The following is a 24,690-nucleotide window of genomic DNA, read 5'->3' on the forward strand; positions in this document are numbered from 1 at the left end:
GTTCGATTTCACTTGATATGCATCATCACTGGCGCTATTTCAACCGCAATCGAACCAATCGGTTCGAATTGTTCTCATCAGGATAGCTCATGTCCGCCGAGATCACAGAACAGCGCCGGGACCGCCTCAAGCTGGTCGACCCGGCCCTGGAGACGGCACAGCCCGCCGAGGCGCGCCAGCCTGCCGAAACCGCGCCGGCCGCGCCTGTCGAGGCGGTGCAGCCTGCCCCGAAGCGCAATACCGTCCGCCGTGCCGGGCTGATCCTGCTCGCCGGCGTCGCACTCGGTGCCGGCCTCTGGTACGGCATCGACTGGTGGCGCAACGGCCGCTTCATCGTCTCCACCGACGACGCCTATGTCGGCGCGGAGATGGCGACGGTGTCGGCCAAGCTCTCGGCCAATGTGGCCAAGGTTTCGGTGCTGCAGAACCAGGAAGTGAAGGCCGGGCAGTCGCTCGTCACGCTCGACGACGGCGATCAGCGCATTGCGCTCGCCGCCGCGCAGGCGAAGACGGCGACCGCGCAGGCCACGCTCGGGCGCATCGACAGCCAGATCGAGGCCGGCCGCGCCAGCCTGCTGCAGGCCAAGGCGCAGCAGAACTCGGCGCAGGCCGGCGTGACCCGCACGGCCGCCGATTTCGATCGCGCCAAGAGCCTCGCGGCCAAGTCCTATGGCTCGCAGGCGACGCTCGATGCCGCGACGGCGGCGCGCGACCAGGCCCAGGCAGCACTGGTCAGCGCCAATGCCGGCGTCACCGCCGCGGAAGCGAACATCAAGGTGCTGGAGGCGCAGCGCGTCGAGGCCGCAAGGCAGATCGACGAGCTCAAGGTGGCCGAGGATAAGGCCGCCCGCGACCTGACCTTCATGAAGATCGACGCGCCGATCGACGGCCTCGTCGCCAACACCAATGTCCAGCTCGGCGACCTCGTCGGCGCCGGCAAGCGGCTGATGTCGATCGTCCCGCTCGACCAGGTCTATGTCGACGCCAACTTCAAGGAGACCCAGATCGGTCCGCTGAAGATCGGCGACAAGGCGAGCGTCACGGTCGATGCGCTGCCGGGGCAGGTCTTCCACGGCACGGTCAGCGGCATCGCCGGTGGCACGGGCTCGGTCTTCACGCTGCTGCCGCCCGACAACGCGACCGGCAATTTCACCAAGGTCGTCCAGCGCGTGCCGGTGCGCATCGCGCTCGACCGGGAATCGACGGGCAAGCATGTGCTGCGCCCCGGCATGTCGGTCATCGTGTCCATCGATCCGCGTCCCGCCGGCCAGCGCTGACGCTGCAAGGAGGCCGTCATGGCCACCGCGACCCTGAACGCGCCGGCGGGTGCCCCGCCGGCCTCGGACGCCATACCGCTACGCCGGATCTTCGCCTTCATCGCGATGGTCTTCGGCATGTTCATGGCGATCCTGGACATCCAGATCGTCTCGGCCTCGCTGGCGGAGATCCAGGCCGGACTCTCGGCATCCTCGGATGAGATCGCCTGGGTGCAGACGGCCTATCTGATCGCGGAAGTGATCATGATCCCGCTCTCGGGCTATCTCAGCCGCGCCCTGTCGACGCGGGTGTTCTTCTCGATCGCGGCCGCCGGCTTCACGATCTCCAGCGTGCTCTGCGCCCAGGCCTCCTCGATCAACGAGATGATCCTGTGGCGCGCCGTGCAGGGCTTCATCGGCGGCGGCATGATCCCCGGCGTCTTCGCGGCCGCCTTCACGATCTTCCCGCCCTCCAAGCGGCCAATCGTCTCGCCGATCATCGGCCTCGTGGCGACGCTGGCGCCGACCATCGGGCCGACCGTCGGCGGCTATCTCAGCCATGCCTTCTCCTGGCACTGGCTGTTCCTCGTCAATGTCGTCCCCGGCATCGCCGTCACCATCGCGGCCTGGACGCTGATCGATTTCGACAAGCCGGATCGCGGCCTGCTGAAGCGCTTCGACTGGCTGGGCCTCGCCGGCATGGCCGCCTTCCTCGGCAGCCTCGAATATGTGCTCGAGGAAGGCACGCGGCTCGACTGGTTCGAGAGCCACGAGATCGTCTTCTTCTCGGTGGTCATGGTCTTCGGCGCGGTGCTGTTCTTCTGGCGTGCGCTGACGCGCGAGGATCCCCTGGTCGATCTCTATGCCTTCCGGAACCGCAACTTCGCCTTCGGCTCGCTGTTCTCCTTCTGCATGGGCATCGGCCTTTACGGGCTGACCTATCTCTACCCGGTCTATCTCGGCCGCATCCGCGGCTATGACGCGCTGATGATCGGCGAAACCATGTTCGTCACGGGACTGGCCATGTTCCTGACGGCGCCGATCGCCGGCCGGCTCTCGGCCAAGCTCGATCCGCGCATCATGATGATCATCGGGTTCAGCGCCTTCGCCCTCGGAACCTGGATCGTTTCGCACATCACCGCGGATTGGGACTTCTACGAGCTGCTGCTGCCGCAGATCCTGCGCGGCTGCGGGCTGATGCTGTGCATGGTGCCGATCAACAACGTCGCGCTCGGCACCTTGCCGCCGCAGCAGCTCAAGAACGCCTCCGGGCTCTACAACCTGACCCGCAATCTCGGCGGCGCGGTCGGGCTCGCCGTCATCAACACCATGCTGAACACGCGCACCGACGTGCACATCACCCGGCTGCACGAATGGGTCGCGGCCGGGCGGCAGGTCGCCGAAGAGGCACTGGCGAACACGGCGCAGCGCTTCGGCGACTTCGGCGATGCCGCCAATACGATGGCTCTGGCTCTGCTCAATCAGCGTGCTCACAAGCAGGCGCTCATCATGGCGTTCGGCGACGTCTTCCTCGGGCTGACGGCGATCTTCGCCTGCCTCGTGGTGTTGTCGTTGTTCCTCAGCAAGCCGAAACCGGCACCGACCGGCGCGGGCGGCGGGCACTGAGCCTGCGATCCCGCCCGCTGGACCTCCTGGAATCGTTTCCGTCATGATCCCCAGTTTCGAACGCGTCTTCGGCCGCCTGCTGCGGCCTATCCGGGGCCATGACGCGGACCTGCTTTGCAACGATCCGCGCCTTGCCGTCGCGGCCGGGACGATGAAGCTGACCAGCCCGGCCTTTGCCGAGGGCGGCGATATCCCGAGCCGATATGCCGGGCGCGGGGTCGGCGAGAATGTGTCGCCGCCGCTGGCCTGGAGCGGCGTCCCGGCCGAGACGGTGGAACTCGTCCTCGTCATGCAGGATCCGGACGCACCGCTGCCGCGGCCGGTGACGCATCTCGTCGCGACGGACATCGCCGTCGACAGCGAAGGCGTGGAGGAGGGCATGCTCCGGCCCGAGACGAATCCGCAGATCGCCTTCCTGCCGGGTTCGCTCGGCCGCATCGGCTATGAGGGGCCGCGGCCGATCCGCGGCCATGGCCCGCACCGCTATGTCTTCCAGCTCTTCGCCCTGGCACGGGTCCTGCCCGCTCTCGATGACGTGATGCTTCCCGAGCTGGCATCGGGGATGGCGGGATGGGTGCTGGCGCGCGCGGTTCTGACCGGAATTTTCGAGCTCATCTAGGCGGATTGCAGCCGCGGATGGCGGTGGACGGAGCGGTGCTGCAGCGGAATGTCGCAAACCGCGCGATTGACATTGCGATGCCAGCAAGGCAAATATGGCAGTAATATCAGTAGTTTAGATGTTTTCTAAACTGCGAGGCCGCAAGGCCCCATGGTGGAAGGCGTTTCGATGAGCGTTCTGGTGAGCAAGGATCGGGAGCAGGCTGTCGCGGCGGAGCATATCCCGTGGCCGCAGAAAAGCCCGGCCTCCTGCCCGATCAGCGCGGTGAAGGCGCGCCTGCGTATGGCGGGTCTTCGCCCGACGCGGCAGCGCATGGCGTTGGGCTGGCTGCTCTTCGCCAAGGGCGACCGCCATGTCAGCGCCGAGATGCTCTATGAGGAGGCGATCCGCGCCCGCGAGCCGCTGTCCCTCGCCACGGTCTACAACACGCTGCGCCAGTTCTCGGAAGCCGGGCTGCTGCGCCAGGTTTCGGTGTCCGGCCCCAAGACCTTCTTCGACACCAATGTCTCGGAGCACCACCACTTCTACAATGAGGACGACGAGACGGTCACCGACATCCCCGGCTCGACGATCCATGTCTCGGGCCTGCCGGATGCGCCGGAGGGCATGATGATCGCCTCGGTCGAGGTCATCGTCCGGCTGCGCAGCGCCGATGGCGAAGAGGTCACGACGACGAAGCGGGTGGCGGGCCATCACGCGTGATCGTCTGTTCCTGCAACGTCATTTCGTGCCGGCAGATCAAGGGCACCGTCGGCGCTGACGGCAGCGGGCCGCGGACGGCCGGCGAGGCGTATGACTGCCTCGGTTGCAGCCCCGATTGCGGGCGTTGCGCGCGCGCGGTCCGTGCGATCCTGGCCGAGGCCCATGCCGCATGCGCGACGCAGTGCGGCAGTTGCGCCAGCCGCGAGATCGCATGCGCCGTCCATGTCAGCGTCGGCCGCATGCTGGACGGCATCGCGCCGTCAGAGGATGTCTCGCAGGCGGCCTGAGCGACGCGCTGCCGGGATCGGGCGGCGTTGGATGATTGCAGCCGCCTTCGTTTTCCCTCTTTCCTTCCCGGATGCACCTCTCTACATTAGTATCATTCTAATGTAGATTGCGAGGAGCGACGCCATGAAGGGCGACAAGAAGGTCATCGAATATCTCAACAAGGGGCTGCGCTCGGAGCTCACCGCGATCAACCAGTACTGGCTGCATTACCGGATGCTCGACAATTGGGGGCTGAAGGAGATGGCCAAGACCTGGAAGAAGGAGTCGATCGAGGAGATGGTCCATGCCGACCGCTTCGTCGACCGCATCCTCTTCCTCGAGGGCTTCCCGAACCTCCAGACGCTCGACCAGCTCCGCATCGGCGAGACCGTCACCGAGGTCATCGAATGCGACCTCAAGGCCGAGATCGAGGCGCGGACGCTCTATCAGGAAGCGGCCAAATATTGCCGCGAGGTCGGCGATTTCCCGTCCGAGGATCTGTTCAAGGCCCTGATGAAGGATGAGGAAGGCCATATCGACTTCCTCGAGACGCAGCTCGACCTGATCAGCCGCATCGGCCTGGAACTCTACACCCAGAAGCATATCGGCGGCCTCGAAGGCGACGATCACGCGCATTGATCGCCGGCGCTGCCTTGCGTGGCGGGCCGTCATGCTTGGGCTTGATCCGAGCATCTCAGGAACGAAAAGCGTTCGATCCTGCACGAGATTCTCGGGTCGCCGCCATGCGGCGCCCGAGAATGACGGGCCCGGTTGATCATGATCCAACAAAAAAGGCCCGCCATTGGCGGGCCTTCGTCTTTTGCGGCAGAAGCCGCCTCAGATGAAGCTGATGTTCGCCGCTTCCGGCCCCTTCCGGCCGGCACGGATCGAGAAGCGCACGCGCTGGCCATCCATCGGCGGCTGCAGGCCGCTGCGGCTCAGCGAGGAGACATGCAGGAAGACGTCCGGGCCGCCCTTGTCGGGAGCGATGAAGCCGAAACCGCGATCCGAGTTGAAGAATTTCACGGCGCCGTCATAGGGGCCTTCGACCGGTCCGCTGTCGCGATCCTGGAAACCGCCACCGCCATTGCGGTCCTGAAAGCCGCCGCCGCGGGGACCGCGGTCCTGGTAGCCGCCACCGAAATCGTCGCGCGGCGGACGCGCGCCGAAGCCACCGCCGCGCGGCGCGGGCGCCGCCGTCTGGGTCGCCGTCGACGGGTCGATCTCGTGGACTGCGACCACCTGCAGCCCCCGGCGGCCTTCACCGAGGTCGGCGACGATGGTTGCGCCGGGGAGCAGATCCTGCTGGTCCAGCGGGCCGATCGCCGAGATGTGCAGGAAAACGTCGGCAGAACCATCGGCCGGCGAGGCGAAACCGAACCCCTTCTCAGGGTCGAACCATTTGACTTTGGCTTCGATATTTTCGTGCGTGACGAAAGGCTGGGCAGCAGGAGGCTTGCGACGATCGAACATGGGGCTTCAGATATGAGTGACCGGGAGCACACAACTTAGCTCATGCCGGGCGCGCCGTCATCGGGGTCAGAGTGAAATTATCGCACGACAATTTCGGGGGTTATAGTGCTTTTTTTCGCGGCATCCCCAAGCTGATGAGGCGGCTTGCTATGCATCAAGAGCATGGGTTTTCGGCATTTTCGCCTGTTTCTTCGGCGGTTACGGCGAAAATGCCGCAGGTCTGCCTCTTGCAATCGCCGCATTCAGACGCGATCTGAGGCCGCGGATGCAATAACAAGTCGATAGATCACCGTCGCCGCGTCCTGTCGGATGCGCGACGCTTCAGGGAAGAACGCCTCCTGTTCGATCGCGCCTCAAGGCGCTGTTCGGGAGATGATAATGGCTCGATCAACACAAGCTCGCGGCAAGGCCGGCCGCGGGGAAATTCGCCGGCTCTGGCTGGCAGAACGCGATCTCTTCAGGGAGCATCTGCTCAGGCTCGATCCGCTGACGCGCCAGCAGCGCTTCGGCACGGCCGTGAACGATGCCTTCCTCGAGAATTATGCCACGACGACCTTCGGGGTCGGCGGGCTGGTCTATGCCTATGTCGAGGACGGGGTGGTCCGCGGCGCGGCCGAGTTGCGCGGTCTCGACGACATCGTCGCGCAGACAGGCGAGGCCGCCTTCAGCGTGGAGACGGGCTGGCGTCGTGCCGGTATCGGCGGCCAGCTGTTCTCGCGGCTGATCACGGCGGCCCGTAACCGCGGGATCAGGACGCTCTACATGACCTGCCTGCCGGAGAACGCGGCGATGAGGCGGCTCGCGCAGAAGTTCGAGGCCGATCTGGCCGGCGGCTACGCCGATATCGAGGGCGTGATCGCGACCGGCGGTCCGACGCCCTTCACCATCCTGGACGAAGCCTTCGACAATGCGAAGGGCTTCGCGACGCTTGCCCTGTCGCTCCAGAAGACCTTCTGGCCGACGCGGATCCTGGCTCGCGCCTTCGGCGCCTGACGGGCGCTTCCCTCAGCGGTTGAGGGAGAGGGCGGCGCCCGATTTCGTCACGGCGCCGTCCAGCGCGTTGCCGCCCGAGGCGCGCAGCCGCGCCGCGACCGTGCCGCCCTGCTGGTAGAGATAGACCTCGCCGTCGCGATAGTCCCAGGCGGTGATCTTCTGAAGATCGCGATTGGCGCAGCCCGACGAGCTGGCGCGGTAGAGATCGAGGGTCGGCGAGCTCGAAAGCTGGACGCGGCAGGTGCCGCCGGTGGCCTCGCGCGCGGTCCAGCTCCCGATCACGTTGTCACGCGTCGCGGCCGGGCGGGCCGGGGCGGAGGGCGCCGGGCCGAGGCCCGCAACCTGGTTGTTGCCGGGAGCGACCGGCGCGGGCGCCGGCTGGCCGGTGGGCGGCAGGCCCTGGCCCTGTGGCGTTCCGGCATTGGGATCGAAGAACGGATCCTGCGGCGGCGGCAGACCGGCGCTCGTCCCCGGCGGCGGGGCAGCGGCGGTCGGATAGCCGCCGGGCGGCGGCAGCGGCTCGGAGGTGATGGGGGCCGATGTCACCGGCGGCGCGGAGGGCAGGGCCGGCTGATTGTAGGAAGGCGGATTCATCACCGGTCCGGAGAAGCGCTGGGAGCCGGCGCAGGCCGTCAGGGCGAGGAGCGGGAGGAGTGCGGTCGCCTTCAGCGCCGGGATGGCGGTTTTCGTCGTCGTCATGCGGCGCGGTTCCGATTCCGATCAATCTTACGTGGCGTCAATATCATAGAGGCATAATGAACGCGGCATGAGCATGGTTTAGCTCAGCCGGGCCCGCTTGCGAACCCGCGAAGTCCGATCTGGTTCCGCTGTCACGCCAAAGGCATAGTGCGGCCTTCCCGGAAGGACCCGTCATGACGCCGCTCACACCTGCCAGCATCGCCGCTCCCTTCGCCCGCTACAGCCACGGCATGGAAGTGCCGGCGGGCTGGCGCCTCGTCGTCTGCTCGGGGCAACTCGGTATCGCGGCGGATGGGAGCGTGCCCGAAGATGCGCGCGCGCAGGCCGATCTCTGCTTCGCCAACATCGCCGCGATCCTCGCCGAGGCGCGGATGACGCTCGCCGATATCGTGCGGATCAATGCCTATGTCACCGACCGCGCCCATATGAAGGGCTATATGGATTCGCGCGACGCCCATGTCGGCGCGCCGCCGCCGGCTTCGACCCTGATGATCGTCTCGGGCTTCACCCGGCCGGAGTTCAAGGTCGAGATCGAGGTGATCGCGGCCGCGCCCTGAGACGCGACCGCGCGCTGCGATTCAGCCCGCCTTGCGCTTGTTCTGGCGATTGGCGACCAGGTCGTCGACCACGGCGGGGTCGGCCAGCGTCGAGGTGTCGCCGAGCGCGCCATGCTCGTCCTCGGCGATCTTGCGCAGGATGCGGCGCATGATCTTGCCGGAGCGGGTCTTGGGCAGGCCCGGCGCGAACTGGATCAGGTCCGGCGAGGCGATCGGGCCGATCTCCTTGCGGACATGGGCGACGAGGTCCTTGCGCAGATCCTCGGACGGCTTCTCGCCCGCCATCAGCGTGACATAGGCGTAGATGCCCTGGCCCTTGATGTCGTGCGGGTAGCCGACGACCGCCGCCTCCGAGACGGCGGGGTGCGCGACCAGCGCCGATTCGACTTCCGCCGTGCCCATGCGGTGGCCGGAGACGTTGATGACGTCGTCGACGCGGCCGGTGATCCAGTAATAGCCGTCTGCGTCGCGCCGGCAGCCGTCGCCGGTGAAGTACTTGTTCGGATAGGTCGCGAAATAGGTCTCCTCGAAGCGCTTATGGTCGCCATAGACCGTGCGCATCTGGCCGGGCCAGCTTTCGGCGATGACGAGATTGCCCTCGCAGGCGCCGGTCAGCACCTTGCCCTCGGCGTCGACGATCTGGGGCTCGACGCCGAAGAAGGGCCGCGTCGCCGAGCCCGGCTTGAGGGCGGTGGCGCCTGGCAGCGGCGTGATCAGGATGCCGCCGGTCTCGGTCTGCCACCAGGTATCGACGATCGGGCAGCGGCGCTCGCCGACGACGCGATGGTACCACTCCCAGGCCTCGGGATTGATAGGCTCGCCGACCGAGCCGAGCAGGCGTAGCGACTTGCGCTTGGTCTTCTTCACCGGCTCCTCGCCGGCGCCCATCAGCGAGCGGATCGCGGTCGGGGCGGTGTAGAAGGTGTTGACCTTGTGCTTGTCGATGACCTCCCAGAAGCGCGAGATCGTCGGATAGGTCGGGATGCCCTCGAACATCAGCGTCGTCGCGCCGTTGGCGAGCGGCCCGTAGAGGATGTAGCTGTGGCCCGTCACCCAGCCGACATCGGCGGTGCACCAGTAAATGTCGCCGTCATGGTAGTCGAAGACGTATTGGTGGGTGATCGAGGTGTAGACGAGATAGCCGGCGGTGGTGTGCAGCACGCCCTTCGGCTTGCCGGTCGAGCCCGAGGTGTAGAGAATGAAGAGCGGGTCCTCCGCCTTCATTTCGACCGGCGGGCAATGGGTCGAGACCTTCTCCGCCTCCTCGTGATACCAGACGTCGCGGCCTTCCTTCATGGTGACATGGCCGCCGGTACGCTTGACGACGATGACGGTGCCGATGCCGCCCTTCACCTTGTCGTCGGCGGCGTCGACATTCTTCTTGAGCGGCACGGCGCGGCCGCCGCGCAGGCCTTCGTCGGCGGTGATGACGACCTTGGAATCGGCATCCTCGATGCGGTTCGAAAGGGAATCCGGCGAGAAGCCGCCGAAGACCACCGAATGGACGGCGCCGATGCGCGCGCAGGCGAGCATCGCATAGGCCGCCTCCGGGATCATCGGCAGGTAGATGGTGACGCGGTCGCCCTTTTTGACGCCGTGCGCCTTCAGCACGTTGGCAAATTTGCAGACTTCGGCGTGGAGCTGGCCGTAGCTGATCTTCTTCGATTCGGAGGGGTCGTCGCCTTCCCAGATGATCGCGGTCTGCTTGGCGCGTGTGGCGAGGTGCCGATCGACGCAGTTATAGGCGACGTTGGTGGTGCCGTCCTCGTACCATTTGATCGAGACCTTGCCCGGCTTGTAGCTGACGTTGCGGACCTTGCTGAACGGCTTGAACCAGTCGATCCGCTTGCCCTGCTCGGCCCAGAACTTGTCGGGATCCTTGACCGAGGCCGCGTACATTTTCTTGTACTTGGCGTCGTTGGCCCAGGCCTTCTTCGCCCAGGCGGCGGGCACGTCGTAGATGATCTCGGTCATTGGCAGGCATCTCCCCGGACAGGGTTCTTTGTCGCGTTCCCGTGTCCGCCTGCCGGCGGGCGCGGTCCCGCTTCGTTTGAATTGGGCGCATCATAGGGTGCGTGTGCGGCGCGGCAAGCGCTTCGCGCTCGCACTTTCGTGTCACAGACTTTCGGCGATGTTCGCCTGCGGTCCGGATGGTTTCAAAGGCCGCCCATCTTGCAGACGAGGTTCCATTCTTCATCCGTCACCGGCTGGACCGAGAGGCGGAAAGAGGTGACGAGTGACATCTTGGCGAGCTTCGGCTCGGCCTTGACGGCGGCGAGCGTCACCGGCCTGGGCAGCGGCTTCACCGCCTTGAAGTCGACCAGTACCCAGGGCGGGCCGGCGGCTTCCCAGGGGTAGGCCTCGCGGATGACCTCGACGATGCCGACGACCTCGAGGCCTTCGTTGGAATGGTAGAAGAAGACCTGCTCGCCCTTCTTCATGGCCATCAGGTTGAGCTTGGCGGTGTGGTTCTTCACCCCGTCCCAATGCGTGCCCTTGGCACCGGCGTTGACCTGGTCGTCCCAGGACCAGACCGAGGGTTCGGATTTGATCAGCCAGTGAGCCATCAGGCCTCGTCCTCCTTCAACGGCACGGGCGGCTTGGAGGCCGCTTCGCCCTGTTCGTTCCAGAACCGCACCATCTCGCGCGTCAGCGCGGCGTAATCCTTCGGGTCGAGCTCGACCCGGACCTCGCCCTCGCCGAAAGGCAGGATCAGCACGAAGCGATGCGTGCCCTCGGCCTTTCGCCGGCGATGCTGGATGACGGGCGTGGCGATGCGGCCGGCCAACGGCACCGGGCCGCTTTCGGCGACGAGCTCGGAGCCGGTCGTCTTCCTGACCTCCGCGATGCCGCGCGCGATGCGCTTGCCGAGATCGTTGAGCTCTCCCGCCATGGCTTCCTCCGTCATTCCGCCCTGAGTGGCCGGGCGAGCAGAGCCGCCACGGCTTCACGCACGCCGATCCTGCCCGCGATGACCGCCGCGACGGCCTCGGCGATCGGCATCTCCTTGCCCTCCCGCCGCGCCATCTCGGCAAGGACGGGGGCGGTGAAGGCGCCTTCCGCGAGCTTGCCGCCGGCGGCTTCAGCTGGGCTCCTGCCCTGGCCCAGCGCCAGACCATAGGCGAAATTGCGCGATTGCGGCGAGGCGCAGCTCAGCACCACGTCGCCCAATCCCGAAAGGCCCATCAGCGTCTCGGGATCGGCGCCATGCGCCTCGCCGAAGCGGCGCAGTTCGGCGAAACCGCGCGCCACCAGCGCGGCGCGGGCGCTCTCGCCGAAGCCGAGCCCGATGGCGATGCCGGCGGCGATGGCGAGCACGTTCTTGGCCGCGCCGCCGATCTCGACGCCGCGCGGATCGCCCGAATGATAGATGCGGAAAGCGGGCGAGCTCAGCGCCTCGGCGAGGCTGCGCGCCAGCGCGGGATCGGCAGCGGCGAGCGTCACCGCGGTCGGCAGGCCGTGCCCGATATCGGTGGCGAAGCTCGGGCCGGAGAGGATGGCGGTCGGGGCTTGCGGCCAGCTTCCGGCGATGATCTCGGTCGGGAACAGCCCGCTCGCCTGCTCGATGCCCTTGGCGGCCGAGATCACCGGCGCGCCGGTGGGCAATGCGGTTGCCATCGCGGTGCAGGCCGCGCGCAGGTTCTGGGTCGGCACGGCGACGACCAGCGCGTCGCAGGAAGCGAGATCGGCCAGCGTCGAAGTGGCGCGGATTGCTTCGGGCAGATCGATGCCGGGCAGGCGTGGGGCCTGCCGCGTCGCGCGAATCGCCTCGACCGTCGCGGTGTCGCGCGCCCAGAGGAGGACCTCGCGGCCGGCGCGATGGGCGGCGAGCGCCAGCGCGGCGCCATAGGAGCCGGCGCCGACGACGCCGACCGTCGCGAAGCCCGGATTCTGACTCATGCGGCGGTCGCGGGCTTGGCCGCGAGTTCGTCGAGCGGCCAGCGCGGACGGGCGACGGCCGACATGTCGTCCACGAGGCCGAGCCGCAGCCGCTCCAGCCCGGCCCATGCGATCATCGCGCCATTGTCGCCGCACAGCGCCAGCGGCGGGGCGACCATCGGCAGGCCGGCTTCGGTGGCCAGCCGCGTCAGCCCGCTGCGGATTGCCTGGTTGGCCGCGACGCCGCCGGCGACGACGAGGGTCGTGGGCGTGATGCCGGCCTCGCGGCAGGCGCGCAGGCCGGCGCGGGTCCGGTCGACCATGACGTCGACGATCGCGGCCTGGAAGGAGGCGCAGAGATCGGCGACGTCGTTGTCGGAGAGCGGCGCGATGCGTTCGGCGACGAGGCGCACGGCCGTCTTGAGGCCGGAGAGCGAGAAATCCGGCGTCGGCCGGCCTTGCAGCGGGCGCGGGAAGTCGAAGCGCTCGGGATCGCCCTTCGCCGCCTCGCGCTCGACCGAGGGGCCGCCGGGATAGGGCAGGGCCAGCATCTTGGCGATCTTGTCGAAAGCCTCGCCGACCGCGTCGTCGATGGTGCCGCCGAGCCGGAGATAGTCGCCGACGCCGCGCACGGCGAGAAGCTGGGTATGGCCGCCGGAGACGAGCAGCAGGAGATAGGGAAAGGCGAGATCGTCGGTGAGGCGTGCCGTCAGCGCATGGGCCTCGAGATGGTTGACGGCGATGAAGGGCTTGCCCGTCGCCAGCGCGATCGCCTTGCCGGCAGTGAGGCCGACCATGACGCCGCCGACGAGGCCGGGACCGGCGGCGGCGGCGACGGCGTCGATATCGCCGGGCTTGAGGTCGGCATGGGCGAAGGCGCGCGCGATGATGCGATCGATCGCCTCGACATGGGCGCGCGCCGCGATCTCCGGCACGACGCCGCCATAGGCGGCATGCGCCGCGATCTGGCTCAGCACCTCGTTGGACAGGATCCTGCTCTCGCCCGAACGCTCGATGGAGACGATCGCCGCTGCCGTTTCGTCGCAGGTCGTCTCTATCCCTAGAACACGCATGATCGGTCGACTTGTCCCGCGGAATGGAGGATCAGGTGATGAAGCTTCGCGGCTGGCGGTGGCCCGCCGGCAATTCCTTCGTATAGTGCGTGCCATGGCCCAAGGCCAAGGGCAATGCAGCGGGCGCCGTCAGCGGGTCCGTGGCGCCGGAAAGAAAAAGGAGAGGGAATGGCCGGCATCATCGTTCCGCCTCAATACGCCCTGATCGCGTTGGCCGATGCCGTTTGCGGTTCGGCCTGTGACCGGTGGTTGCCTCGCTAGATCGCCGCGCGTCCTGCCGGACGCGATGACGGTGGTCTATGTATTTGTTATCGCATGGGATTGTTCCGGAAGCTGGATTCCGCGTTTCGGTCCGATGCCATAGGAGCTGCGAATGCGCGTCTTCGTCTTCCGACCCCGCCCCGATGCCGACCGGACGGCGCAGGCGATCGCCGCCCATGGCTTCGAGCCGCTGGTCGCGCCGCTGTTCGAGGTGGTCAGGCTGCCGGGAGAGGCACCGGCCGGTGATTTCGCGGCCATCGTCCTGACCAGCGGCAATGCCGTTCCCGTGCTCGCTGAGGGACCCGAGGGCTGGCGCGACCTGCCGGTGTTCACCGTCGGCGCCCGCACGGCGGCGAAGGTCCGTGAGGCCGGCCTCGATGACGCCCGCAGCGCCGATGGCGACCGCAACGACCTGATCGAGCTGATCACGCGGACGGTGCCGGCGCCGGCGCGGCTGCTGCTGATCCTCGGCCGCGACCGCAAGGAGGACGTGCCACAGCGGCTGAAGGACGCAGGCTACGACATCACGCTCTGGGAGGCTTATGCCGCCGAGCCGGTCTCGGTATTGCCGGAGGACACGCAGGCCGCGCTGCGGCACGGCCGGGCCGACGCCGCCCTGCATTATTCGGCGCGCGGGGCGCGGACTTTCCTGAGCCTCGCGCAAGCGGCCGGCGTCGGCGCGGAAGCGCTCGAGCTCACCCATGTCGCGCTCTCGGCCGATGTCGCCTCGCCCTTGATCTCGGCCGGCGCCAGCACGGTGCTCGTCGCCGAGCACCCCGAGGAGGCCGCGATGCTGGCGGCGCTGGAGGAGGTTTCCCGGCGGCAGAAGCCGGACGGGTCGGCGCAGGCGGAGCCGCGCGGCAGCCTGAAGCGCACGCCGCCGACGATCGACCTCAAGCCGCAGCCGCAACCGGAAGCCGATGTGGCTGAGGCCGCACCCGCGCGGCCCTCGCCGGAAGCGGTGGCGCCCACCGAGGCCTTGCCGCAGGAATTCTCGCCGCCGCCTCCTGAGCCGCCGCGGACCGCGGCCGCCGCGCCGGTCGCAAAGCCGGCGACGCCCTGGCCGGCTTTGGCGATCGCCGGCGTCCTCGGCGGCGTTCTCGGCGCGGGGCTGATGCTCTACGCGCTGCGGGCGAGCAGCCCGGCCGTCACGCCCGAACAGCTCGCCGATCTGAGCGGGCGGGTCGACGGGCTTCAGGCCTCCGTCACCGCCGCCGACCGCAAAGCCGGCACCGCCGGGGATGCCGCGGCGAAGGCAGGCTCGGAACTGCAAGCGCTTTCGGGCAGGATCGGCTCGCTTGCCAAGGCGCCAGCGGCCGATACGGGCGCCCTCACGGAGCAACTCCAGCGCACCGAGGCGGCGCTCGCCGCCACAAGCGAGCGGTTCGACAAGCTCACCGGGCGGGTCTCCGCCATCGAGACGCAGGCGAAGGCCACCCCTACCGCGAATCCGGAGGGGATGGCGGCGGCGCGAATCGTGCTGGCCGAGCGGGTCCAGCGGGCTCTGGCGGCCGGGCGCCCCTTCGGGAGCGATGTCGCCGCGCTCGTCAAGGCCGGCGTCCCGCAGGCCGATGTCGCCGCGCTCTCCGCCGTCGCGACAGCGGGCGCGGCGACGCGGGAGGCGCTGCTGGCGGGCTTCCGCACGCATGGCGCGATGTTCCAGCGCGAGGTCACGCCGCAATCGGATAGCTGGACGGACAAGCTGATCGGCTTGACGAGCCGCATCGTCACGGTCCGTCCGGTCGGCGACAACAGCTCGAATGATCCCGCCACGCTGCCGCTGCGGCTGGAGAGCGCGGTTGCGGCCGGCGACATGCCGAAGGCGGCGGCGCTCTGGAGCCAGTTGCCCGAGCCGGCGCGTCGCGCCAGCGCGGAATTCGGCGCCGATCTGCAAAAGCGGGCGGCGGCGGATGCAGCCATCGCCAAAATCGCGCAGGATGCGGTCGCAGCGCTTGGCGCCGCCGGCTGACGGAGGATAGAGAGGTCCATGGTTCGCGTTCTCGTCTACCTCGCCGTCTTCGCCTGCCTTGCCTTCGGCGCGGTATGGCTCGCCGATCGGCCGGGCGAAATCTCGGTGATCTGGCAGGGCTACCGCATCGACACCAGCGTCGCGATCGGCGCCATCGGCGTCGTCCTGCTCGCCTTCCTGGTGCTGCTGGCCTGGGCCATCATCCGCTTCGTCTTCGGCCTGCCTTCCGCCTTCAGCCTCTCCTCGCGGGCGCGGCGCCGGGCACGCGGCTTCGAGGCCGTTTCGCGCGGCATGGTCGCGATCGGCGCGGGCGACCCCGTCGCGGCCGGGCGCTATACCGGCGAGGCGCGCCGCTTCGTGCCGAACGAGCCGCTGACCTTGCTGCTGGAGGCGCAGACGGCGCAGCTCACCGGCAATCGCGCTCACGCAGAGGCCGCCTTCAAGGCGATGCTGGACCGCTCGGAGACGCGGGTGCTCGGCCTGCGCGGGCTCTTCGTCGAGGCCAAGCGCCGCGGCGACATGGCGGCGGCGCGCGCCTTCGCCGACGATGCCGTGCGCCGCTCGCCCTCGCTCGCCTGGGCGAACGATGCGCTGCTCGATTTCCACACCAATGCCGGCGACTGGCAGGCGGCACGCACCGCCGTCGAGCGGCGTGCGGCCTTGCGCCTCGCGGACAAGGCGGAGGCGCGCCGGCAGCGCGCCGTGCTGCTTGCGGCCGAAGCGCTCGAAGCCCGCGACAAGGAGCCGGAGCGGGCGCTCGCCGCGGCGCTGGAAGCGGTGAAGCTCGCGCCGGCGCTGACGCCTGCGGCGGCGCTTGCCGGCCGGATGCTGGCCGAGCGTGGCGATGTGCGCAAGGCGTCGAAGCTGCTGGAGGCGGCCTGGCGGGAGGCGCCGCATCCCGATGTTGCGGCGGCCTATCTCGATGTCCGCCTCGGCGACAGCGCACTCGACCGGCTGAACCGGGCGATGACGCTGTCGAAGCTTCGCCCGGCCGACCCGGAAAGCGTGCTGGTGCTGGCCGGCGCGGCCATTCAGGCGCGCGAGTTCCAGAAGGCGCGCGACACGCTGAAGCCTTTGCTGGCGGGCGGGGCCTCGGTGCGGGCCTGCCTGCTGATGGCGGAGCTGGAGGAGGCCGAACATGGCGCTGCCGGCAGGGTGCGCGAGTGGCTGGGGCGGGCAACGCGCGCGCCGCACGACGCGGCCTGGGTGGCGGACGGCCTCGTCTCCGATCACTGGATGCCGGTCTCGCCGATCACCGGGCGGCTCGACGCCTTCGTCTGGACGGTGCCACCAGCGACGCTCGGCAGCCCGCCGCAGGCGCTGGACGACGTGCTCGCGGATCTCGACGATTCGACCAAGCTGATCGAGGTGAAGCCGGAGAGCGTCACCGTCGTCGAGCCGGCTGCGGTCGTGGTGTCCGCACCGCCGAAGGAGGAGCCGAAGCCCGCTCCGGCGGCTCCGGTCGAGGCCAAGGTCGAGATCAAGAGCGAGCCGACCGCGAAGCCGGAGCCGGAAGCGCAGCCTGCTCCGGTGCCGAAGCCTGCCGGGGCGGCCAACTCCACGGCCTCCGCGGCCCATGCCGCTTCCGCCCGCGAAGCGGCGGCGCCGAAGCCGGTGATCTTCCCTGTTCCGCACGCGCCCGACGATCCCGGACCGGATGAGGAGCCGCCGGGCGAGCCGAAGAAGAGCGGTTTCCGCCTATTCGGCTGAGCGGGGCCTTCCCTTCTCCCCTTACGGAGAAGGTGGCAGCGCGCAGCGCTGACGGATGAGGGGTCGGGCGACCCCTTGCTCCAGCCTTCTCCCGCGAGGGGAGAGGTGGCAGGTTGCGGTTCGCTCGTGCCTCGCCTTCCCGAGATGACACCGGGTCAAGCCCTGGCATGACGATGGGGGTTCGCGGAAAAGGCGTGCGGCCGGCCGTCATGCACCTTATAGCGACGGCATGGATTGTGATCAGGACGGCCAGAGCGGCCAGGACAACGGCATGGTGACCCTGCAGGTCGGGGCGGAGCAGGCGGGCCTCAGGCTCGACAAGGCGCTCGCCATGCTTGCCGGCGAGATTTCGCGGGCGCGGCTGCAGCAGGTCATCAAGGAAGGCGGGGTCGGCCTCAACGGCACCCCCGTCAGCGACGGCAGCCGCAAGGTGGCCGAAGGCGATGCCATCACGCTCGTGATGCCGGAGGCGAAGCCGCCGGATCCGGTCGGGCAGGACATCCCGCTCGACGTCGTCTACGAGGACGAGCACCTGATCGTGATCGACAAGCCGGCCGGGCTCGTCGTGCATCCTGCGGGGGGCCATGAGGACGGCACGCTCGTCAACGCGCTGATCGCCCATTGCGGCGAGAGCCTCTCCGGCATCGGCGGGGTCAGGCGGCCGGGCATCGTCCACCGGCTCGACAAGGATACGAGCGGCCTGCTCGTCGTCGCCAAGAACGACCGCGCGCATCAGAAGCTCGCCAAGCAGTTCGCCGACCATGGCCGCACCGGTCCGCTGCAGCGCGCCTATCTCGCCATGGTCTGGGGTACGCCGCGCCTGCGCGAGGGCACGATCGACGCGCCGCTCGAGCGCTCCAACCGCAATCGCGAAAAAATGGCGGTGGTGAAGGAGGGGCGCGGCCGCGAAGCGATCACGCATATCCGCCTGATCGAGCGCTATCCGCCGCTTCTGAAGGGGCTCGACGAGACCGAGCCGCTGGCGAGCCTGATCGAATGCCGGCTCGAAACCGGGCGCACGCATCAGATTCGCGTGCATATGAGTCATATCGGCCATCCGCTTCTGGGCGATCAGCTCTACGGCTCCGGGTTCGCGACCAAGGCGGTGCGCTTGCCGGAGGAGGCGCGCGAGGCGCTGGCGGCGCTCGGACGGCAGGCGCTGCATGCGGCGGTGCTGGGTTTCGCGCATCCGGCGACGGGCGAGGAGATGCTGTTCGAATCCGATCCGCCCGAGGATTTTGCGAAACTGCAAACAGCGCTCGCGAGGCTGTGAGCCAATCGGGCGTTCCTGCCACCTTTCCGCCAGAGTGAGTTCGCATATACTGGGGTTGTCGGATGCGGATGGCCAAGGGGGCGCCGCACGCAATCGATCCCGCCGAACTCCCGACCGGTTTCTGCGTTGGATCAATTCGCATTGTCCGAAACCTGCGCGAAGGTTGATCGCGCGGTGGGCCCGCCGCACAGCGGGGGCCTCGACGAGGAGACACGCGCATGGCGAGTGCTTCGCTGCCTGTCCTGTCCGCCGAGGGTGGACTCTCACGTTATCTCGATGAAATCCGCAAGTTCCCGATGCTGGAACCGAGCGAGGAATACATGCTGGCCAAGCGCTGGCGCGAGCATGGCGACCGCGACGCGGCGCACAAGCTCGTCACCTCGCATTTGCGCCTCGTCGCCAAGATCGCCATGGGCTATCGCGGCTACGGCCTGCCGATCGGCGAAGTCGTGTCCGAGGGCAATGTCGGCCTGATGCAGGCGGTCAAGCGCTTCGAGCCCGAGAAGGGCTTCAGGCTCGCGACCTATGCGATGTGGTGGATCAAGGCCTCGATCCAGGAATACATCCTGCGTTCCTGGTCGCTGGTGAAGATGGGCACCACGGCCAATCAGAAGAAGCTGTTCTTCAACCTGCGCAAGGCCAAGAGCAAGATCGCGGCGCTGGGCGAGGGCGATCTGCGCCCCGACCAGGTCAAGCAGATCGCGACCAAGCTCGGCGTCAACGAGCAGGACGTGGTCGAGATGAACCGCCGCCTCGGCGGCGACGCTTCGCTCAACACCCCGCTGCGCGAGGATGGCGAAGGCGAATGGCAGGACTGGCTGGTCGACGATTCCGAGAGCCAGGAGCGCCGCCTCGCCGATTCGGAGGAGGCCAGCAACCGCCATACGGCGCTGCACGAGGCGCTGGAGGTGCTGAACCCGCGCGAGCGGCGCATCTTCGAGGCGCGCCGCCTCGCCGAGGATCCGATCACGCTGGAGGAGCTCTCCGAGGAGTTCGGGGTGTCGCGCGAGCGCGTCCGCCAGATCGAGGTCCGTGCCTTCGAGAAGGTGCAGGACGCGGTGAAGAAGGCGATCACCCGCATCGAGGCGCCGCGCGCGGCGCTGCCGGCGGCGTGACCGCGATCATCGACGTCGAGAGAATTTAAAAAGGGGCGCTTCGGCGCCCCTTTTCATTTGCTCGACATTTTCAACGAGCACCTGGCTGCGGCTCGGCAAGCTTCTGCCGGAAAGGACGCTGGCGCCTTCCTCGTCCCGAGATGGTCGGGTCAAGCCCGACCATGACGAGGGGAGGCGCGCTGCCTCAATACAGCGGCTGCAGCGGCTTCAGCGGCAGGCGGATCGGGCCGAGGAAGACGCGGCCCTCCCGCAGGGAGACCGGCGGCAGCGGCGTGAGGCCGGGCGCCGTGGCGGCGGCGCTGCCGCCGCGCCCGCCCAGCAGGCCGCCGAGCCCGCCTAGCAGATTGCCGACGCGGACGCCGCCGATCTGCTGGATGCCCGCGGCGGCCAGTTGCAGATCGCCGCCGACATGGTGGGTCGGGTCGAGCAGCAATTGCCCGCTGCCGTCGATGCGGGCCGCGCCCTTGGTCGTGGCGAGGCGTGTGATGTCGAGGACGCCGTTGGCGTTGCGCCAGGTTTCGAGCGCATCGGGATTGAAGCCCTGGCGGAACGCCTCCGACTGGGTCAGCGTCGCCTGCAGGTCGATCGTGCCGGCATCGGTCGTACCGAGCAGGGCGTCGATCACAGGCAGCACGGTCCCCTTGGCGGAGAGCGCGATATCGACGGCCTGATCGGTTGCCGGGCGGTCCGGATTGCGGCGCAGATGCGTTTCCAGCGAAGCGGCGCGCCAGTTCTCCGCGGCCTGCCCCGGCGTGGTGAGGGTGGCGTTCGGCTCCGCCGCGACCAGCGCGAAGCGCTGCGGATCGCGCCAGGCCAGGCTGGCGTCGAGCTGCTTCCAGGTGATGTCGAGGCTGCGGCCTTCCGGCAGGGAGACGCGGGCGGGGCTGGTCGCTTCGAGGATGACGAGGCCCGGCGAATAGATTTGCCCGACAGCCAGCACCGGGCCGGTCTCGACCCGCACGGCATCGCCCCAGCGCGTCGAGGTCAGGGCGAGCGAATCGCAGCGGACCTCGATGCGGAAGGGAAAGCCGCGAACGGTCCGGTTGTTGCAGGTCCAGCTCCGGCCGCGCTCGGCCTCCTTGGCGAGAGCCTTGTCGATCTCGGCGACGGTGCGGCCATGGACGTAGAACCAGAAGCCCGACCAGGCCGCCGCCAGCACGACGAGGAGGCCGAAAGGGGCATAGAGCCAGAAGCGGCTCTGGCGGCGCGTCGGGGAGAGGTCGGTCATGCGGCAGGCGTTCCTTGCGCGAAGGCGGGCCGATTGTTAGCTCGCCAGAACGGCGGATGCCAGAGTGGCGGATGCCCGCCACCAAGCAGGCCGGCATGGCCAAATGATGAGACGGCGATGACGAGCGAAAGCGATGCGGCGGATCTCTGGGTCTTCGGCTACGGGTCGCTGATCTGGCGGCCGGGATTCGCCTTTGCGGAAAGCGTTCCGGCGAAGCTCCATGGCTATCACCGCTCGCTTTGCGTCTTCTCGCATGTCCATCGCGGCACGCCGGACCGGCCGGGCCTCGTGCTCGGGCTCGATCGCGGCGGGGTGTGCAGGGGGCTGGCCTTCCGGGTCGAGGCCGGCCGGGCGGAGGAAACGGTCGCCTATCTCAGGGCGCGCGAGCAGGCGACGGCGGTCTATCTCGAGCGCCGTGTTCCGTTGCGGCTGGATGATGGTCGGCGAGTCGAGGGGCTGGTCTATGTCGCGGACCGCCATCACCTGCAATATGCCGGCAAGCTGCCGCCCGCCGCCTTGCTGAAGCTTGTCCGCCAGGGGCGCGGCCAGTCGGGCGAGAATCCCGATTATGTACTGCAGACCCATGAGCATCTGCGCAAGATGGGGGTCTATGATCCCGTGCTCGCCGCGTTGGCGCAGGAGCTGGCGCCGGGCCTCCACGCGACGCATCCGCCGGTGAAGGGCTGACCGCCACGCCATGCGCCCGCAACCGGGCACTGTTGGACGGGTGTCCCCGCCGATTTGTTAGGGGTGCGCATCGTCATTCCGGGGCTAGCCCGGAATGACGATGCGTTTCCGTGCGATGCGCGGCGCGGCGTGGAACCGGCTCAGGCGCCCTTCAGGTGGGCGTTGCACTGGCTGTAATAGCCGCCGCCCTTCTGGATCCATTTCAGGCCGCCATTGCCATTGGTGGCCTTGTTGGCGTTGTACTGGTCGTCGCAGGTCTTGAAGCGCTGCTTGCCGGCCGAGAGCTGCGAATATTTCGGATCGACCTTGCTCGGGAACACGGCGTTGCCGGCTGGGGCGGGGGCCGCCATCGGCTTCGGCGCTGCCGGTGCGGCGGCGGTCGTGGCGGCGGGCTTCGGCGCGGCCGGAGCGGGCGCCGTCGTGGCTGCCGGGGCGGAGGCAGGGGCCGCGGTGGCGCTGTCGCCGCATTGCGTCTTGCGGAAGTCGTTCCAGGACTGGCCGTTGAGCGCGTTGCCCGTTTTGGCCGCCTGATACTTGGTGCTGCATTCCTTCATCGTCAGCGCGAGCGCCGGCGTCGAAGCCTGGATCATGAACCCGCCGGCGAGCGCGAGAAGGCCGGCAGCAAGCGCGAATCTGGTCTGTGTCATGATGATCCTCCCCCGTATGGGGTGCTTGTCGATGCCGCTGCGGCCGGACGGATCATTCCGGGCGGTCGGGCAGCAAGGATGAGGCTAGCCCCGCGAAGATGAACTGTCGCTGACGATTTTGGCCGGATTTCGGCCATGTTTCGTAAGGTAAACCCGCGCCGCATTGCCGCCGAAGATTGCGGCCCGCTCGGCGTCCGAGAGCGTCGCGGTGAGACGTTCGGCGGTTGCGAGCCATTCGGCGTAGGGCGCACGCAGCGTCGCGACCGGCCAGTCGCTGCCCCAGAGCAGGCGTTCCGGCCCGAAACAGGCGAGGAGATGCGCCACCGCAGGCGCCAGCGTCGCGTCCGTCCAGTCCGGCCCGGCTTCGGTGACGAGGCCGGAGAGCTTGCAGACCGTGTTCGGCTTTGCGGCCAGCTTGGCGATGCCGTCGCGCCAGGCGGAAAGGTCGGCACCGGCCACGCCTGTTGATGTGAGATCAGGTTTGGCGCCGTGGTCGATGACGACGGGAAGCTCCTTCTCGCGCTCCAGCAGGGTGAGCAGTGCCGGGATCTGCGGCAGCTTCACCAGCGCGTCGAAGACGAGATTGTGCTCGCGCAGTGCCGCGAAGGCGGGGGCGAGCTCCGGCCGGGCGAGCCAGTGCGGATCGGGAATATCCTGCGCCATGGGTCTGAGGCCCACCAGCAGCGGATCTGCGGCCAGCGCGGCGATGCGGGCGGGGGCGTCGGGCGCCGCGAAATCGGCCCAGCCGACGACGCCGGCGACGAAGGGCGTGGCGGCCGCGGTTTCGAGCAGGAAGCGCGTTTCGGCCTCGCTCGGCGCGGCCTGGACGAGGATGGTGGCGTCGATGTCGTGGGCGGCCAAAAGCGGCGCGAGATCGGCCGGGGCGAAGTCGCGGTGGATGGCCTCGAGCGCGGGCGTGAGCCAGCCATAGTCGCCGCGGTCGAGCCGCCAGAGATGCTGGTGGGAATCGATGCGCGGCGGGGCAGGCGGCTTGCTGGGAGAGGGGCTCGTCATGCGCGTCGCCATGCGGATCCTGGGCTCTGCGACGGCAGCGTTCGGCCGGCGCGGTCCCCTATGTGCACGCCAACATGTTAGCTTGCAACCGGCTTGAAAGCAGATTAGCGTCCTGCCCGGGTCGCTGTCGCGGCGGAGCCCAAAAGCTTGCCGCGACGGAGACGAAAGCCCGAAAATGGGCCGCCTGCAAGTGGGCGAAATACCGTTTCACAGGTCCTGGGGAGGACGCCGATGACCGACAGCATTCTCAAGCCGACTCGCCGTGCGCTGTTGCGCGGCGCCGCCGCGACCGGCGCAGGCATTATCGCCGCGCCGCTGGTGCTGCGCGAGGCGCGTGCGCAGGCGCCGTTCAACTGGAAGCGCTTCTCCGGCCAGTCGATCGACGTGCTCTTGGTCAAGAACCCCCGCTCCGAGCTGATGCAGGCGGCGGAGAAGGAATTCACCGAGCTGACCGGCATCAAGGTCTCCTCCGAGCAGGTGCCGGAGCAGCAGCAGCGCCAGAAGGCGGTGATCGAGTTCGCATCGGGCAAGCCGAGCTTCGACGTCAGCGGCATCTCGCTGCATGTGCAGAAGCGCATGGCGGCGAAGGGCAAATGGTTCGAGAACCTCGACCCCTACATCAAGGACGCCTCGCTGACGGCGCCGGATTTCGACTTCGCCGATTTCGGCGCCGGGCCGGTCGCCTATGCCCGGCAGGCCGACGGCTCGCTCGATACCGTGCCGTTCTTCGTCGACTACTGGATCGTCTACTACAACAAGGAACTCTTCGACGCGAAGGGCGTCGCCTATCCGAAGTCGATGGACGAGATGTTCACCGTCGCGCAGAAGCTGCACGATCCCGCCAAGGGTATCGCCGGCTTCGTCTCGCGCGGGCTGAAGAACGCCAATGTCCCGGTCTGGACCTCGCTGATGCTCGGCCAGGGCTCGGAGACGACCTCGCCAGACGGCAAGCTGCTCACCGACACGCCGGAGGCGATCTGGGCGGGCGAGCTCTACAAGAAGCTCAACAAGGAGACCGGGCCGGTGGGTTCGGTCGGCTTCAACTGGAACGAGTGCCAGACCACCTTCATGCAGGGGCGGGCGGCAATGTGGCTCGACGGCGTCGGCTTCGCCACGCCGCTGGAGGACCCGTCGAAGTCGCGCATCGTTGGCAAGGTCGGCTACGGCATCACCCCGCCGGGGCCGAAGGCGCATCACGCCGGCATGTTCGCCGACGGCATGGGCATCTCGCGCGGCTCCTCGAAGAAGGAGGCGGCCTGGCTCTATCTGCAGTTCATGACCAACAAGAAGAACCAGATCGCCATGCTCAAGGCCGGCGCCGGCGCGCCCGGACGCTCCTCGGCCTATCTCGACACCGAGACGATCCAGCAGTCGAAATTCGGCAAGCAGTATTTCGACTGCCTGCTCGGCTCGGCCAAGATCGCCCGGGCGGGCTTGCCGCAGATCGTGCCGGTGACCGAGTTCCGCGACGTCTTCGGCGTGGGGCTGACCAACATGATCGGCGGAGCCGATGTCGCGAGCGAGCTCAAGAAGGCGACGGAGACCTTCGCCCCGGTGCTCGCCAAGAGCGAGCAGGGGTGAGCGCAACAGACGTCATGGCCGGGCTTGACCCGGCCATCTCGTCACCAGTGCACACTCTCGA

24 protein-coding genes are annotated in these 24,690 nt (G+C 68.2%); 14 read left to right on the forward strand and 10 right to left on the reverse strand.

What is annotated here, in order from left to right:
- The first annotated feature begins 89 nt into the window (after positions 1-89).
- The 6 genes from GY40_RS15135 (at position 90) to bfr (ending at position 5,109) form a co-directional block, all read left to right on the forward strand.
- The gene (locus GY40_RS15135; protein ID WP_081925419.1) at positions 90-1,277 is read left to right on the forward strand and encodes an HlyD family secretion protein; all 1,188 of its coding nucleotides are present in this window, start codon (positions 90-92) and stop codon (positions 1,275-1,277) included.
- 18 nt (positions 1,278-1,295) lie between these two features.
- Entirely contained in the window at positions 1,296-2,882 is a 1,587-nt protein-coding gene (locus GY40_RS15140; protein WP_051988080.1) for a DHA2 family efflux MFS transporter permease subunit, read from the forward strand.
- 43 nt (positions 2,883-2,925) lie between these two features.
- Positions 2,926-3,501 (forward strand): YbhB/YbcL family Raf kinase inhibitor-like protein, encoded by a 576-nt coding sequence (locus GY40_RS15145; protein ID WP_038363534.1) that lies wholly within the window; start codon positions 2,926-2,928, stop codon positions 3,499-3,501.
- A 168-nt stretch (positions 3,502-3,669) separates the two neighbouring features.
- The gene (irrA, locus tag GY40_RS15150; RefSeq protein ID WP_051988175.1) at positions 3,670-4,203 is read left to right on the forward strand and encodes an iron response transcriptional regulator IrrA; all 534 of its coding nucleotides are present in this window, start codon (positions 3,670-3,672) and stop codon (positions 4,201-4,203) included.
- Positions 4,200-4,490, forward strand: a complete 291-nt coding sequence (locus GY40_RS15155) for a (2Fe-2S)-binding protein (RefSeq protein ID WP_038363536.1) — start codon at positions 4,200-4,202, stop codon at positions 4,488-4,490. Before irrA ends, GY40_RS15155 begins: the two co-directional genes overlap by 4 nt.
- 124 nt (positions 4,491-4,614) lie before the next feature.
- Positions 4,615-5,109, forward strand: a complete 495-nt coding sequence (gene bfr, locus GY40_RS15160) for a bacterioferritin (RefSeq protein ID WP_038363539.1) — start codon at positions 4,615-4,617, stop codon at positions 5,107-5,109.
- Positions 5,110-5,307: 198 nt separating this feature from the next.
- On the opposite strand, the gene GY40_RS28490 is transcribed toward bfr, so the two are convergent.
- Positions 5,308-5,943, reverse strand: a complete 636-nt coding sequence (locus GY40_RS28490) for a cold-shock protein (RefSeq protein ID WP_038363542.1) — start codon at positions 5,941-5,943, stop codon at positions 5,308-5,310.
- A gap of 378 nt (positions 5,944-6,321) precedes the next feature.
- Between GY40_RS28490 and GY40_RS15170 the strand changes: the two genes are divergently transcribed.
- The gene (locus GY40_RS15170; protein WP_051988081.1) at positions 6,322-6,936 is read left to right on the forward strand and encodes a GNAT family N-acetyltransferase; all 615 of its coding nucleotides are present in this window, start codon (positions 6,322-6,324) and stop codon (positions 6,934-6,936) included.
- A 12-nt stretch (positions 6,937-6,948) separates the two neighbouring features.
- On the opposite strand, the gene GY40_RS15175 is transcribed toward GY40_RS15170, so the two are convergent.
- Positions 6,949-7,635: an AprI/Inh family metalloprotease inhibitor gene (locus tag GY40_RS15175; protein WP_038363545.1), complete on the reverse strand. Its 687-nt coding sequence runs from the start codon at positions 7,633-7,635 to the stop codon at positions 6,949-6,951.
- A gap of 173 nt (positions 7,636-7,808) precedes the next feature.
- Here GY40_RS15175 and GY40_RS15180 point away from each other — a divergent pair, with 173 nt between their 5' ends.
- Positions 7,809-8,192 (forward strand): RidA family protein, encoded by a 384-nt coding sequence (locus GY40_RS15180; protein WP_038363548.1) that lies wholly within the window; start codon positions 7,809-7,811, stop codon positions 8,190-8,192.
- Between the two features lie 21 nt (positions 8,193-8,213).
- On the opposite strand, the gene acs is transcribed toward GY40_RS15180, so the two are convergent.
- The 5 genes from acs to tsaD all read right to left on the reverse strand — a co-directional run bounded on the left by acs (position 8,214) and on the right by tsaD (position 13,144).
- A complete protein-coding gene (acs, locus tag GY40_RS15185; RefSeq protein WP_038363550.1) occupies positions 8,214-10,166 on the reverse strand; it encodes an acetate--CoA ligase in 1,953 nt (650 codons plus the stop codon).
- Between the two features lie 182 nt (positions 10,167-10,348).
- Positions 10,349-10,759 carry an EVE domain-containing protein gene (locus GY40_RS15190; protein ID WP_038363552.1) on the reverse strand — a complete coding sequence of 137 codons (411 nt, stop codon included), beginning with the start codon at positions 10,757-10,759 and terminating at the stop codon, positions 10,349-10,351.
- On the reverse strand, positions 10,759-11,085 hold the full coding sequence (locus tag GY40_RS15195) for a hypothetical protein (protein ID WP_038363555.1): 327 nt from the start codon (positions 11,083-11,085) through the stop codon (positions 10,759-10,761). Before GY40_RS15195 ends, GY40_RS15190 begins: the two co-directional genes overlap by 1 nt.
- Before the next feature lie 11 nt (positions 11,086-11,096).
- Positions 11,097-12,092 carry an NAD(P)H-dependent glycerol-3-phosphate dehydrogenase gene (locus GY40_RS15200; protein ID WP_038363557.1) on the reverse strand — a complete coding sequence of 332 codons (996 nt, stop codon included), beginning with the start codon at positions 12,090-12,092 and terminating at the stop codon, positions 11,097-11,099.
- Positions 12,089-13,144, reverse strand: coding sequence for a tRNA (adenosine(37)-N6)-threonylcarbamoyltransferase complex transferase subunit TsaD (gene tsaD / locus GY40_RS15205; RefSeq protein WP_038363559.1), 1,056 nt, complete (start codon positions 13,142-13,144; stop codon positions 12,089-12,091). The genes GY40_RS15200 and tsaD overlap by 4 nt, the downstream gene beginning before the upstream one ends.
- A gap of 373 nt (positions 13,145-13,517) precedes the next feature.
- On the opposite strand from tsaD, the gene GY40_RS26605 reads away from it, so the two are divergent.
- From GY40_RS26605 to rpoH, 4 genes are all read left to right on the forward strand, one after another.
- Positions 13,518-15,374: a uroporphyrinogen-III synthase gene (locus GY40_RS26605; protein ID WP_051988082.1), complete on the forward strand. Its 1,857-nt coding sequence runs from the start codon at positions 13,518-13,520 to the stop codon at positions 15,372-15,374.
- Positions 15,375-15,392: 18 nt separating this feature from the next.
- Positions 15,393-17,084: a heme biosynthesis protein HemY gene (locus tag GY40_RS15215; protein ID WP_081925421.1), complete on the forward strand. Its 1,692-nt coding sequence runs from the start codon at positions 15,393-15,395 to the stop codon at positions 17,082-17,084.
- Between the two features lie 271 nt (positions 17,085-17,355).
- Entirely contained in the window at positions 17,356-18,357 is a 1,002-nt protein-coding gene (locus GY40_RS15220; RefSeq protein ID WP_248311178.1) for an RluA family pseudouridine synthase, read from the forward strand.
- A gap of 218 nt (positions 18,358-18,575) precedes the next feature.
- Positions 18,576-19,472, forward strand: a complete 897-nt coding sequence (gene rpoH, locus GY40_RS15225) for an RNA polymerase sigma factor RpoH (RefSeq protein WP_038363562.1) — start codon at positions 18,576-18,578, stop codon at positions 19,470-19,472.
- 184 nt (positions 19,473-19,656) lie between these two features.
- Here the strand turns inward: rpoH and GY40_RS15230 are convergent, their stop codons facing one another.
- A complete protein-coding gene (locus tag GY40_RS15230; RefSeq protein WP_051988083.1) occupies positions 19,657-20,700 on the reverse strand; it encodes a DUF2125 domain-containing protein in 1,044 nt (347 codons plus the stop codon).
- A 117-nt stretch (positions 20,701-20,817) separates the two neighbouring features.
- Here GY40_RS15230 and GY40_RS15235 point away from each other — a divergent pair, with 117 nt between their 5' ends.
- A complete protein-coding gene (locus tag GY40_RS15235) occupies positions 20,818-21,387 on the forward strand; it encodes a gamma-glutamylcyclotransferase (protein ID WP_038363565.1) in 570 nt (189 codons plus the stop codon).
- 140 nt (positions 21,388-21,527) lie between these two features.
- On the opposite strand, the gene GY40_RS15240 is transcribed toward GY40_RS15235, so the two are convergent.
- A complete protein-coding gene (locus GY40_RS15240) occupies positions 21,528-21,977 on the reverse strand; it encodes a hypothetical protein (RefSeq protein WP_156115978.1) in 450 nt (149 codons plus the stop codon).
- 141 nt (positions 21,978-22,118) lie between these two features.
- Positions 22,119-23,048, reverse strand: a complete 930-nt coding sequence (locus GY40_RS15245; RefSeq protein WP_051988176.1) for an amidohydrolase family protein — start codon at positions 23,046-23,048, stop codon at positions 22,119-22,121.
- A 231-nt stretch (positions 23,049-23,279) separates the two neighbouring features.
- Between GY40_RS15245 and GY40_RS15250 the strand changes: the two genes are divergently transcribed.
- On the forward strand, positions 23,280-24,629 hold the full coding sequence (locus GY40_RS15250; RefSeq protein WP_038363569.1) for an ABC transporter substrate-binding protein: 1,350 nt from the start codon (positions 23,280-23,282) through the stop codon (positions 24,627-24,629).
- The last annotated feature ends 61 nt before the right edge of the window (positions 24,630-24,690 follow it).

Source organism: Allobosea sp. UNC402CLCol, from assembly GCF_000745475.1.
Classification (GTDB): Bacteria; Pseudomonadota; Alphaproteobacteria; order Rhizobiales; family Beijerinckiaceae; genus Allobosea; species Allobosea spartocytisi.

Excerpts from the sequence above, each read along its gene's own strand:
- GY40_RS15135 (WP_081925419.1), top strand. The coding sequence starts at position 90 with ATGTCCGCCGAGATCACAGAACAGCGCCGGGACCGCCTCAAGCTGGTC.
- GY40_RS15140 (WP_051988080.1), top strand. The coding sequence starts at position 1,296 with ATGGCCACCGCGACCCTGAACGCGCCGGCGGGTGCCCCGCCGGCCTCG.
- GY40_RS15145 (WP_038363534.1), top strand. The coding sequence starts at position 2,926 with ATGATCCCCAGTTTCGAACGCGTCTTCGGCCGCCTGCTGCGGCCTATC.
- irrA (WP_051988175.1), top strand. The coding sequence starts at position 3,670 with ATGAGCGTTCTGGTGAGCAAGGATCGGGAGCAGGCTGTCGCGGCGGAG.
- bfr (WP_038363539.1), top strand. The coding sequence starts at position 4,615 with ATGAAGGGCGACAAGAAGGTCATCGAATATCTCAACAAGGGGCTGCGC.
- GY40_RS28490 (WP_038363542.1), bottom strand. The coding sequence starts at position 5,943 with ATGTTCGATCGTCGCAAGCCTCCTGCTGCCCAGCCTTTCGTCACGCAC.
- GY40_RS15170 (WP_051988081.1), top strand. The coding sequence starts at position 6,322 with ATGGCTCGATCAACACAAGCTCGCGGCAAGGCCGGCCGCGGGGAAATT.
- GY40_RS15175 (WP_038363545.1), bottom strand. The coding sequence starts at position 7,635 with ATGACGACGACGAAAACCGCCATCCCGGCGCTGAAGGCGACCGCACTC.
- GY40_RS15180 (WP_038363548.1), top strand. The coding sequence starts at position 7,809 with ATGACGCCGCTCACACCTGCCAGCATCGCCGCTCCCTTCGCCCGCTAC.
- acs (WP_038363550.1), bottom strand. The coding sequence starts at position 10,166 with ATGACCGAGATCATCTACGACGTGCCCGCCGCCTGGGCGAAGAAGGCC.
- GY40_RS15190 (WP_038363552.1), bottom strand. The coding sequence starts at position 10,759 with ATGGCTCACTGGCTGATCAAATCCGAACCCTCGGTCTGGTCCTGGGAC.
- GY40_RS15195 (WP_038363555.1), bottom strand. The coding sequence starts at position 11,085 with ATGGCGGGAGAGCTCAACGATCTCGGCAAGCGCATCGCGCGCGGCATC.
- GY40_RS15200 (WP_038363557.1), bottom strand. The coding sequence starts at position 12,092 with ATGAGTCAGAATCCGGGCTTCGCGACGGTCGGCGTCGTCGGCGCCGGC.
- tsaD (WP_038363559.1), bottom strand. The coding sequence starts at position 13,144 with ATGCGTGTTCTAGGGATAGAGACGACCTGCGACGAAACGGCAGCGGCG.
- GY40_RS26605 (WP_051988082.1), top strand. The coding sequence starts at position 13,518 with ATGCGCGTCTTCGTCTTCCGACCCCGCCCCGATGCCGACCGGACGGCG.
- GY40_RS15215 (WP_081925421.1), top strand. The coding sequence starts at position 15,393 with ATGGTTCGCGTTCTCGTCTACCTCGCCGTCTTCGCCTGCCTTGCCTTC.
- GY40_RS15220 (WP_248311178.1), top strand. The coding sequence starts at position 17,356 with ATGGTGACCCTGCAGGTCGGGGCGGAGCAGGCGGGCCTCAGGCTCGAC.
- rpoH (WP_038363562.1), top strand. The coding sequence starts at position 18,576 with ATGGCGAGTGCTTCGCTGCCTGTCCTGTCCGCCGAGGGTGGACTCTCA.
- GY40_RS15230 (WP_051988083.1), bottom strand. The coding sequence starts at position 20,700 with ATGACCGACCTCTCCCCGACGCGCCGCCAGAGCCGCTTCTGGCTCTAT.
- GY40_RS15235 (WP_038363565.1), top strand. The coding sequence starts at position 20,818 with ATGACGAGCGAAAGCGATGCGGCGGATCTCTGGGTCTTCGGCTACGGG.
- GY40_RS15240 (WP_156115978.1), bottom strand. The coding sequence starts at position 21,977 with ATGATCCAGGCTTCGACGCCGGCGCTCGCGCTGACGATGAAGGAATGC.
- GY40_RS15245 (WP_051988176.1), bottom strand. The coding sequence starts at position 23,048 with ATGACGAGCCCCTCTCCCAGCAAGCCGCCTGCCCCGCCGCGCATCGAT.
- GY40_RS15250 (WP_038363569.1), top strand. The coding sequence starts at position 23,280 with ATGACCGACAGCATTCTCAAGCCGACTCGCCGTGCGCTGTTGCGCGGC.